A 9,964-nucleotide genomic window follows, 5' to 3' on the forward strand; every position below is an offset into this window, starting at 1 on the left:
ACGGCGCAGCCCCTCAGGCCACCACCTTGTAGCTCGGCACGTAGGCGCTGCCGCCCGGCAGCTTCATGCGCTGCTGATCGACGAACGCCTGCAGCAGGCGGTCCAGTGGCCGCATGATGCTCTGGTCACCGGTGATCTGGTACGGACCATGCTCCTCGATCAGGCGAATACCCTGGACCTTCACGTTGCCGGCCACGATTCCGGAGAACGCCTGGCGCAGCTGCGCCGCCAACTCATGCACGGGCTGCTCGCGAGTCAGCTTGAGACCGGCCATGTTCTCGTGGGTGGGTTCGAAGGGACGCTGGAAGGTCTCGTCGATCTTCAGCAGCCAGTTGAAGTGGAAGGCATCGTTGCGCTCGCGGCGGAACTGGGTGACCTCCTTGATGCCTCGGGCCATCTCCCGCGCCACCTCGGCCGGATCGTCGACGATGATCCGGTAGCGCTGCTGCGCCTCCTCGCCCAGGGTCGCGCCGATGAACTGGTGCAGCTGCTGCAGGTAGGCCTCGGCGCTGCGCGGTCCGGTGAGGACCAGCGGGAAGGGCAGCTCCCTGTTGTCCGGGTGCATGAGGATGCCGAGCAGATAGAGGAACTCCTCGGCGGTACCGGCCCCGCCCGGGAAGATGATGATGCCGTGGCCGACCCGCACGAAGGCCTCCAGGCGCTTCTCGATATCCGGCAGGATGACCAGCTCATTGACGATCGGGTTGGGCGCCTCCGCGGCGATGATGCCGGGCTCGGTCAGCCCCAGGTAACGCCCGGTGACATTGCGCTGCTTGGCGTGGGCGATGGTGGCGCCCTTCATCGGGCCTTTCATCACCCCGGGGCCGCAGCCGGTGCAGACGTCCAGGCCGCGTAGGCCCAGTTCGTGACCGACGATCTTGGTGTACTTGTACTCCTCGCGATTGATCGAGTGCCCGCCCCAGCACACCACGATCTTCGGCTCCACGCCGGCGCGCAGGGTGCGGGCGTTGCGCAGCAGGTGGAAGACATAGTCGGTGATGCCCTGGGAGCTGCTGAAATCGACCCGCTTGTTCTCCAGCTCGCTCTGCGTATAGACGATATCGCGCAGGGCGCTGAACAGCATTTCCCGGGTGCTGGCGATCATCTCGCCATCGACGAAGGCATCGGCCGGCGCATTCGTCAGCTCGAGACGGATGCCGCGATCCTGCTGATGGATGCGGATCTCGAAGTCCGGATAGGCCTCCAGGATAGTCTTGGCGTTATCACTGCCCGAACCGGTGTTGAGTATCGCCAGGGCGCACTGGCGAAACAGCGCATAGACGCTGCCGCAACCGGTCTCCCGCAGCTGCTGCACTTCGCGCTGGGACAGGGTCTCCAGGCTTCCCTTCGGGGATACCGAAGCATTGGTGGTGTTTCTCGTGGCCATTGCAGGCGCTCCATCGTGGTGAGGCCGACCAAGCCTGCAGGGCTTGATCGTTGAGTCAAGTTATAGACCAGCGAACGCTCGGCCCGGCATTCGCCAGGGCACGAGCCCGGACACTGCCGGTGCTGCGCCGCACTTGTCCGGGTCGAGCGAAGCTATCCGGCCGCGGCGCTAGCGGCGCGACCGAGCGACATGGGCTGACGACTGCGCTGCATGATCTCCGAGACGATGCGACTTTGCACGTCGAGCTTTACCGCGCCGCCGCCACCAGGGGGACTATCCGCCCCTCGACAACGGCCTCCTCGAAACGCCGAGGCGGGCGCTGGCGGCCTCCTGCAGGGACCATTGCGCTTGGCTGGTAGCGGCCCGAGTCGCGAGTGCAGAGGAGACCTGGACCAGCGGACAGGCGAAAACTCCCACGGGGCCACTGTTCTGTTATACTCGGGCCTCCCCGCCAGGCTTGCGCCCGGATGCTAGCCCCCAGTTGGCCAGCAGTACCGGACGGGATTGCGCGCCCCACGCCGCGATTCAAGCCAGGCAATACACCCCATAGGGCCTCGCCCTCACTAGACAGGATTGCACATGTCCTTTGCCTCCCTCGGTCTCTCCGAGGCTTTAGTCCGTGCGGTCGAATCCGTCGGCTACACCCAACCCACGCCGGTGCAACAGCGGGCCATTCCCGCCGTGTTGCAAGGTCGCGACCTGATGGTGGCGGCTCAGACGGGTACAGGTAAGACAGGCGGCTTTGCCCTGCCGATCCTCGAGCGACTGTTCCCCAACGGTCACCCGGATCGCGAACACCGCCACGGCCCGAAACAACCGCGCGTGCTGGTCTTGACCCCCACCCGCGAGCTGGCCGCCCAGGTGCATGACAGCTTCAAGGCCTATGCCCGCGATTTGCATTTCGTCAGCGCCTGCATCTTCGGCGGCGTTGGCATGAACCCCCAGATTCAGGCCCTGTCCAAGGGTGTCGACGTCCTGGTGGCCTGCCCCGGACGCCTGCTCGACCTGGCCAACCAGAGAGCCATCGACCTCTCCCACGTCGAGATTCTGGTGCTCGATGAAGCCGACCGCATGCTCGACATGGGCTTCATCCACGACGTCAAGAAGGTCCTCGCCAAGCTGCCGAGCAAGCGTCAGAACCTGCTGTTCTCGGCGACCTTCTCCAAGGACATCACCGACCTGGCCGGCAAACTGCTGCACAACCCGGAACGCATCGAAGTGACGCCGCCGAACACCACGGTCGAGCGCATCGAGCAGCGCGTGTTCCGCCTGCAGGCCAGCCACAAGCGTGCCCTGCTCGCCCACCTGGTCACCGCCGGTGCCTGGGAGCAGGTGCTGGTGTTCACCCGCACCAAGCACGGCGCCAACCGCCTGGCCGAGTACCTCGACAAGCACGGCCTGCCGGCGGTGGCGATCCACGGCAACAAGAGCCAGAACGCCCGCACCAAGGCCCTGGCCGACTTCAAGGCCAACAAGGTGCGCATCCTGGTCGCCACCGACATCGCCGCCCGCGGCCTGGACATCGACCAGCTGCCCCACGTGGTCAACTTCGAGCTGCCGAACGTCGAGGAAGACTACGTGCACCGCATCGGCCGTACCGGCCGCGCCGGGCGCAGTGGCGAGGCGATCTCGCTGGTCGCTCCGGACGAAGAGAAGCTGCTCAAGGGCATCGAGCGGATGACCAAGCAGAAGATCGCCGACGGCGACCTGATGGGCTTCGATGCCAGCAAGGTCGAGGCCGAGCGTCCGGAAGTCCGCGAACCGCAGAAGCCGCGCCCACCACGTGGCGGCGGTGCCGGCGGCGAGCGCCACGGCAGCGGCCGCAAGGACAAGGGCAAGGACAGCGGCAAGGCCAAGTCCCAGCCGAGTCGCGGCCAGCAGCAGCCGCGGGCGGCGCGCCCGGCCGCGGCGGCCATCCCCGCCTTGCCTCCCGACCGTGCGCCGGACGAGTTCCGCGATGACGAGATCGACAACTTCGGCAACCGGGTCGACTACGTCAGCCCGCACCAGAACAAGCCGCAGAACCGCGGCCGCCGCCCCGCAGCAGCGGCTGCCGCCGGCACTCCAGCCCAGGCTCCTCGCGGACAGGGCAAGGGACCTCGCAACAGCGGCACTGGCACCGGCCAGGGCAAGCGTCAGGGTGGCCAGGGCCGCACGGGCGGTGGTCGCGCGCGTCCGCCGCGCGACGCCAGCAGCTCGCTCGGCCGCGACGAGCTGCCCCTCCAGGAACCCGCCGTGAAGAGCACCCGCGACAAGCAGCCGGTGATCATGCACAAGGGTTCGCGCAGCGACCGCTTCCCCACCCCGGAGCAGCTCGACCAACTGCCGAGCAGCCGCCCTCGGGGCGAGAAGCCGGCCCTGCTGACGCGCAACCGCGACAGCTGAGCCGTCACGCCGACAGGCGCGCCCCGCAACGGGCCTGCCTGATCAGCGGAAACGAAAACGCCGGCCCGAGGGCCGGCGTTTTCGTTGGGGCGTTCTCGCTTACTGGCGCACGCCTTCCACCGAGAGGATCAGCTCGACTTCCTGGGAAGCCGGGCCGAGGTCCATCTGGATATCGAAGTCCTTGAGCTTCAGCTTGGTCGAACCGGAGAAGCCGGCGCGGTAGCCGCCCCACGGATCCTCGCCCTGGCCGACGAAGGTGGCGGCGATGACCACCGGCTTGGTCACGCCGTTGAGGGTCAGGTTGCCGGTGATATCGGCGGTGCCCTCACCGGTGCTTTTCACCGCCGTGGACTCGAAGGTCGCGTTCGGATGCTTGCCGACATTGAGGAAGTCGCCGCTTCGAAGGTGCTTGTCGCGCTCGGCGTGATTGGTATCGACGCTGGCAGTGTCCAGCGTGACCTTGACCTTGCTGGCTTCCGGATTCTTCTCGTCGTAGCTGAAGCTGCCTTCGAACTCCTTGAAGGTACCGTACAGCCAGCTGTAACCCAGGTGGTTGATCTTGAAGTTGACGAAGGCGTGCTGGCCTTTGGTGTCGATCACGTAATCGGCGGCCAGGGCCTGGCCGGCGCCGAACAGGGCCGAGCCGAGCGCCAACGCGGCGAGGGTCTTTTTCAACATGACGAATCTCCTTGTGAGGGTGTGCGGGTCGATAGGTGGAAGCTGGCGGAAGGCCGAGCGCATCAGCGCCCGAGCATGCGCCGCAGCGTGGCGTCGCGATCGATGAAGTGGTGTTTGAGCGCGGCCAGGGCGTGGATGCCGGCGAAGACCACCAGGGCCCAGGCCAGGTACTCATGCACCAGCCCGGCGACATCCTCCTGGCCGGGAATGCCGGTGACGGTCGCCGGCACCTCGAACAGGCCGAATACGGGAATGCCACGCCCCTCGGCGGTCGAGATCAGGTAGCCGGAGACCATCAGCACGAACAGCCCCAGGTAGAGAAAGCCATGCCCTAGCTTGCTGCCCAGACGGGTCACTCGACCATGATTCAACAGGCTCGCCGGCGGCGGGCTGAGCCGTCGCCAGAGCATGCGCCCGAGCATCACCGCGAACAGCAGCAGGCCGAAGCTCTTGTGCAGCTCCGGCGCAGTCTTGTACCAGCTGCTGTAGTAGTCCAGGCCGACCATCCAGTAACCCAGGCCGAACAGGCCGAAGACCGCCACGGCCACCAGCCAGTGCAGCACTATGCTGACCAGACCGTAACGCTCTGAAGTGTTGCGCCACTGCATGTCGAATCGGCTCCACAACGCGGGCTCGCCTCGAGCCCTTGGAAAATACCCAGCAAGACTATCAACAAAGCATTCGATAAAAAGCGAAAAAATTCGCTCTGAAATATCGAGAAATACGATGCTTAATTGGCTTATCGCGTGCCAACAGCCTTAGGTCGACGAACGCCGCGCCGGTTCTGCGCGGCCCTCCCAACGGCAGCATTTGGCAGATGAACGGCAGTCCCTCGCCGGGCGGCCAACCGAGCGGATGCCCGCCCCATAGCCTCGGACACATCTGATAGGCTTGCCGCAGATGATTGGGAGAGCGTTTCGATGAGCCTGAATGACCACTGGATGCAACGCGACCTGGCCGTGCTCTGGCACCCCTGTACCCAGATGAAAGACCACGAGCAGCTACCGTTGGTGCCGATAAAGCGCGGCGAAGGCGTGTGGCTGGAAGACTTCGACGGCAAGCGCTACCTCGATGCGGTCAGCTCCTGGTGGGTCAACGTGTTCGGCCATGCCAACCCGCGGATCAACCAGCGCATCAAGGACCAGGTCGACCAGCTGGAGCACGTGATCCTCGCCGGTTTCAGCCATGCACCGGTGGTCGAGCTGTCCGAGCGCCTGGTCAAGATGACCCCGGCCGGTCTGGATCGGGTGTTCTATGCCGACAACGGCTCATCCTGCATCGAAGTGGCGCTGAAGATGAGCTTCCACTACTGGCTCAACGTCGGCCAGCCTGCGAAGAAGCGTTTTATCACCCTGAGCAACAGCTACCACGGCGAGACCGTGGCGGCGATGTCGGTCGGCGACGTCTCGCTGTTCACCGACACCTACAAGGCGCTGCTGCTCGACACCCTCAAGGTCCCCAGCCCGGACTGCTTCTACCGCCCGGAAGGGATGGGCTGGGAGGAGCACTCGCGGGCCATGTTCGCCCACATGGAACAGTGCCTGGCCGAGCACCACCGGGAGGTCGCCGCGGTAATAGTCGAGCCGCTGATCCAGGGCGCCGGCGGCATGCGCATGTACCACCCGATCTACCTCAGGCTGCTGCGCGAGGCCTGCGACCGCTACGGCGTGCACCTGATCCATGACGAGATCGCCGTCGGCTTCGGCCGCACCGGGACGATGTTCGCCTGTGAACAGGCCGGCATCCGCCCGGACTTCCTCTGCCTGTCCAAGGCCCTGACCGGCGGCTACCTGCCGCTCGCCGCCTGCCTGACCACCGACACCATCTACCAGGCGTTCTACGACGACTACTCGACCCTGCGCGCCTTCCTCCACTCGCACAGCTACACCGGCAATCCCCTGGCCTGCGCCGCGGCCCTGGCCACCCTGGACATCTTCGAGCAGGACGGTGTGATCGAGGCGAATAGACAGCTGGCTGCACGTATGGCCAGCGCCACCGCCCATCTGGCCGATCACCCCCATGTCGCCGAGGTGCGCCAGACGGGCATGGCCCTGGCCGTCGAGATGGTTCAGGACAAGGCGAGCAAGACTGCCTACCCCTGGCAGGAGCGCCGCGGCCTCAAGGTCTACCAGCACGCCCTGCAGCGCGGCGCGTTGCTGCGCCCTCTGGGCAGCGTGGTGTACTTCCTGCCGCCCTACGTGATCACCCCGGAGCAGATAGACTTCCTCGCCGAGGTGGCCAGCGAAGGCATCGACATCGCCACCCGTCAGTCGGTCAGCGTGGCGCTGCCCAGCGGCGCCCGCGTCGACTTCCGCGACCCGGGCTGAGCCCCGGTGGCAGGTGGCCCGCACCCTACAAGCGGGTCACCGATAAGGGTAAGCTTGGCGCTTTCCGTCCACGGCCTACCCTTCAGTCCCATGCGCCTCTCCCGTTTCTTCATCGACGCCCCCCTGTCCCTCGGCCAACACCAGCTGCCGGAAGCCCAGGCCCACTACATCGGCCGCGTGCTGCGCCACGCCGCCGGCGATGCCGTGCAGCTGTTCGACGGCAGCGGCCAGGAATTTCTCGGCGAGCTGATCGAGGTCGGCAAGAAGAACGTGCGGGTCGAGCTGCGCGAGCGCTTTGCCGGCCTGGCCGAATCGCCCCTGAGCATTCACCTGGGCCAGGGCCTGTCACGTGGCGAGCGCATGGACTGGGCGATCCAGAAGGCCACGGAGCTGGGTGCCAGTGACATCAGCCCGATCGTCAGCGAGCGCTGCGAAGTCCGGCTGAAGGATGAGCGCGCCGACAAGCGCATGGCCCACTGGCGCCAGGTGGCGATCAGCGCCTGCGAGCAGTGCGGCCGCTCGGTGCTGCCGCTCATCCACCCGCCGATTGCCCTCGGCGACTGGCTGCAGCGGGTCGAGGCGCAGCTCAAGCTGGTGCTGCACCCGGTGGCAGAGCCCCTGGTCAGCCATGCCCGACCGCAGTCCCTGGCGTTTCTCATCGGCCCTGAGGGCGGCCTGGCGGAAGCCGAGGTGGCGCAGGCCAAGGCCGCCGGTTTCCTCGCCGCCCGCCTCGGCCCACGGGTGCTACGCACCGAGACCGCGCCGGTGGTAGCGCTGTCCGTCGCTCAGCAGCTGTGGGGCGACTTTTAGGGCTGGAACTCTCGTCTCAATCTGGCTATCTTGTGCGCCGCCCGCGACCTGCCCCTATCCAGGCACGACGTGGCACCCGGTACGGCGAGTACTTCGCCAAGCCAACGAGTCTCCCCTACAACTACAAAAGCCATAACAGGACTGCGACTCCATAAGAGCGCCGCAGCTTGAGATGGCACGGAGCGTTCTGCGATGAATGATCTAGTCAATAGCCTCAACGGTCTCGTCTGGAGCCCGGCACTGATCTACCTGTGCCTCGGCGTGGGCCTGTATTTCACCCTGCGAGGCCGCTTCCTCCAGGTGCGCCACTTTAAGGAAATGATTCGCCTGGTCTTCGCCAAGCGCACCAGCAGCCACGGCATTTCCTCCTTCCAGGCCCTGACCATGACCCTCGCCGGTCGTGTCGGTACCGGTAACATCGCCGGCGTGGCCACTGCCATCACCTTCGGCGGCCCGGGCGCCGTGTTCTGGATGTGGATGGTTGCCTTCCTCGGCGCCAGCTCGGCCTTTATCGAATCGACCCTGGGCCAGGTCTACAAGGAAGACATCGACGGCCAGCACCGCGGCGGTCCGGCCTTCTACATCGAGAAGGGCCTGGGCATGAAGTGGTACGCCTGGGTCTTCGCCCTGGTCACCGTACTGGCTTGCGGCCTGCTGCTGCCGGGCGTACAGGCCAACTCGATTGGCAACGGCCTGAACAACGCCATGGGCATCGAGCCGAGCACCACCGCAGCCGTGCTGGCAGTCATGCTGGGCCTGATCATCTTCGGCGGCATCAAGCGCATCGCCACCTTCGCCGAGGTCGTGGTGCCCTTCATGGCCCTGAGCTACATCATCGTCGCCTGCGTGATCATCGGTCTGAACATCGAGCAACTGCCTGGCGTGGTCGCCCTGATCATCGAAAGTGCCTTCGGCATGCAGGCCGGCTTCGGCGCGATCCTCGGCCTGGCCATCATGTGGGGCGTGAAGCGCGGCGTGTACTCCAACGAAGCAGGCCAGGGCACCGGCCCGCACGCATCCAGCGCCGCGGCGGTCAGCCACCCGGCCAAGCAGGGCCTGGTGCAGGCCTTCTCCGTGTACGTCGACACCCTGTTCGTCTGCTCGGCCACTGCCTTCATGCTGCTGATCACCGGCCAGTACAACGTGCAAGGTCCTGACGGCGAAGCGCTGCACATCGGCATCGCCGGCGTCGCGGCCGGCCCTGGCTACGTGCAGACCGCCATGGAGAATATCCTGCCGGGCTTCGGTTCCTACTTCGTGGCCATCGCCCTGTTCTTCTTCGCCTTCACCACCATCATCGCCTATTACTACATCGCCGAAACCAACATCGCCTTCATCAACCGCAAGATTCACCGCCCGTGGCTGACCCTGGCGCTGAAGTTCGGCATCATCGCGGCCACCGTCTACGGCACCGTGAAGACCGCCGACCTGGCCTGGGGCCTGGGCGATCTGGGCGTGGGCATGATGGCCTGGCTGAACATCGGCGCCATCCTGCTGATGCACAAGGTCGCCTACACCTGCCTGAAGGACTACGAGGCCCAGAAGAAGCAGGGCCTGGACCCGGTCTTCAACCCCGAGAAGCTCGGCATCAAGAACGCCGACTACTGGACCGGCAAGAAAGACAGCGACACCGCCGAAGCGCCCGCCGCTGAAGCGCAGCCGCAAAGCGCCCGCTAAGCGCGACTGAAAAGCCCCGCGCGCCACGCTCCGCCGATCTGGAGCCTGGCACGCGGGGCTTTTTTGTGGGCGAATGAACGGCGCCACGGGCGCTCGTCTGCCGCGCTCCAGGGCGTGGGAGAGCGGTGTTTCCGGGCGAACGGGAGAGGAAGCAACCGGGCGCGCTCACCAAGGCGGCGAGCGGCCCTCGGGGCGACAGGCGCTAGATCAGGCCGGCGTCGGCCAATCTCTGCTCCAGAGCGATCAGGTCGGGAATCTTCAGGGTCTCTTCGCCCCAGGCCACCGCATCGAGTTCCAGCGGAGCCAGGGCCTCGTCCGCGCGCGCCAGCTCGCCATCGACCTTGATCGAGCGGGGAATCCCCTGCACCAGCAGGGCCAGGAACTTGACCTTGGGCCGTCCGCCGAGGGCGTTGATCACCGCCACCCGACAAGAGGAGCCGACCTGCACCTGGCCGTCCGAGGCCGCCTCGAAGGACAGCAACGGCAGGCGCAGGTCACGCCAGGCGATCTGCCCGAGGAACCAGGCCGGCATACCGGCGCTGACTTGCGGCGCGCGATAGGGGATCAGCTCGGCGAGTGCCACGTTGGGTAGCAACAAAGTACGGTCGGCCAGCGGCACCTGCAACGCGGTCAGGCTGCTGGCACTGTTCTGGGTGGCTACGACTTGGCTCATCTCTAGGTCCTGTACGGGCGCTTGTCC

Annotated in this window: 8 protein-coding genes; 4 read left to right on the forward strand and 4 right to left on the reverse strand. The window is 66.0% G+C overall.

The features are described from left to right. Positions 1-13: 13 nt before the first annotated feature. On the reverse strand, positions 14-1,387 hold the full coding sequence (gene ppnN / locus ACSX1D_RS19820) for a nucleotide 5'-monophosphate nucleosidase PpnN (RefSeq protein WP_439860095.1): 1,374 nt from the start codon (positions 1,385-1,387) through the stop codon (positions 14-16). A gap of 579 nt (positions 1,388-1,966) precedes the next feature. On the opposite strand from ppnN, the gene ACSX1D_RS19825 reads away from it, so the two are divergent. Continuing rightward, positions 1,967-3,772 carry a DEAD/DEAH box helicase gene (locus tag ACSX1D_RS19825; protein ID WP_439860096.1) on the forward strand — a complete coding sequence of 602 codons (1,806 nt, stop codon included), beginning with the start codon at positions 1,967-1,969 and terminating at the stop codon, positions 3,770-3,772. 99 nt (positions 3,773-3,871) lie between these two features. Here ACSX1D_RS19825 and ACSX1D_RS19830 read toward each other — a convergent pair whose 3' ends face one another. Together ACSX1D_RS19830 and ACSX1D_RS19835 are read right to left on the reverse strand one after the other, a co-directional pair. Further along, a complete protein-coding gene (locus ACSX1D_RS19830; RefSeq protein ID WP_208707298.1) occupies positions 3,872-4,450 on the reverse strand; it encodes a YceI family protein in 579 nt (192 codons plus the stop codon). A 62-nt stretch (positions 4,451-4,512) separates the two neighbouring features. Further along, positions 4,513-5,058, reverse strand: a complete 546-nt coding sequence (locus tag ACSX1D_RS19835) for a cytochrome b (protein ID WP_439860097.1) — start codon at positions 5,056-5,058, stop codon at positions 4,513-4,515. A 312-nt stretch (positions 5,059-5,370) separates the two neighbouring features. Between ACSX1D_RS19835 and ACSX1D_RS19840 the strand changes: the two genes are divergently transcribed. The 3 genes from ACSX1D_RS19840 to ACSX1D_RS19850 all read left to right on the forward strand — a co-directional run bounded on the left by ACSX1D_RS19840 (position 5,371) and on the right by ACSX1D_RS19850 (position 9,264). Next, positions 5,371-6,777, forward strand: coding sequence for an adenosylmethionine--8-amino-7-oxononanoate transaminase (locus ACSX1D_RS19840; protein ID WP_439860098.1), 1,407 nt, complete (start codon positions 5,371-5,373; stop codon positions 6,775-6,777). 90 nt (positions 6,778-6,867) lie between these two features. Then, positions 6,868-7,587, forward strand: coding sequence for a 16S rRNA (uracil(1498)-N(3))-methyltransferase (locus ACSX1D_RS19845; RefSeq protein ID WP_439860099.1), 720 nt, complete (start codon positions 6,868-6,870; stop codon positions 7,585-7,587). Positions 7,588-7,779: 192 nt separating this feature from the next. Then, positions 7,780-9,264 carry an alanine/glycine:cation symporter family protein gene (locus ACSX1D_RS19850; RefSeq protein WP_439860100.1) on the forward strand — a complete coding sequence of 495 codons (1,485 nt, stop codon included), beginning with the start codon at positions 7,780-7,782 and terminating at the stop codon, positions 9,262-9,264. A 202-nt stretch (positions 9,265-9,466) separates the two neighbouring features. Here ACSX1D_RS19850 and ACSX1D_RS19855 read toward each other — a convergent pair whose 3' ends face one another. Then, on the reverse strand, positions 9,467-9,937 hold the full coding sequence (locus ACSX1D_RS19855; protein WP_439860101.1) for a chemotaxis protein CheW: 471 nt from the start codon (positions 9,935-9,937) through the stop codon (positions 9,467-9,469). Positions 9,938-9,964 lie beyond the last annotated feature (27 nt).

The sequence above is a fragment of the Pseudomonas sp. MBLB4136 genome, from assembly GCF_051904765.1.
Lineage (GTDB): Bacteria > Pseudomonadota > Gammaproteobacteria > Pseudomonadales > Pseudomonadaceae > Aquipseudomonas.

Coding starts and splice junctions, on each gene's coding strand:
- ppnN (WP_439860095.1), bottom strand. CDS start 1,387: ATGGCCACGAGAAACACCACCAATGCTTCGGTATCCCCGAAGGGAAGC.
- ACSX1D_RS19825 (WP_439860096.1), top strand. CDS start 1,967: ATGTCCTTTGCCTCCCTCGGTCTCTCCGAGGCTTTAGTCCGTGCGGTC.
- ACSX1D_RS19830 (WP_208707298.1), bottom strand. CDS start 4,450: ATGTTGAAAAAGACCCTCGCCGCGTTGGCGCTCGGCTCGGCCCTGTTC.
- ACSX1D_RS19835 (WP_439860097.1), bottom strand. CDS start 5,058: ATGCAGTGGCGCAACACTTCAGAGCGTTACGGTCTGGTCAGCATAGTG.
- ACSX1D_RS19840 (WP_439860098.1), top strand. CDS start 5,371: ATGAGCCTGAATGACCACTGGATGCAACGCGACCTGGCCGTGCTCTGG.
- ACSX1D_RS19845 (WP_439860099.1), top strand. CDS start 6,868: ATGCGCCTCTCCCGTTTCTTCATCGACGCCCCCCTGTCCCTCGGCCAA.
- ACSX1D_RS19850 (WP_439860100.1), top strand. CDS start 7,780: ATGAATGATCTAGTCAATAGCCTCAACGGTCTCGTCTGGAGCCCGGCA.
- ACSX1D_RS19855 (WP_439860101.1), bottom strand. CDS start 9,937: ATGAGCCAAGTCGTAGCCACCCAGAACAGTGCCAGCAGCCTGACCGCG.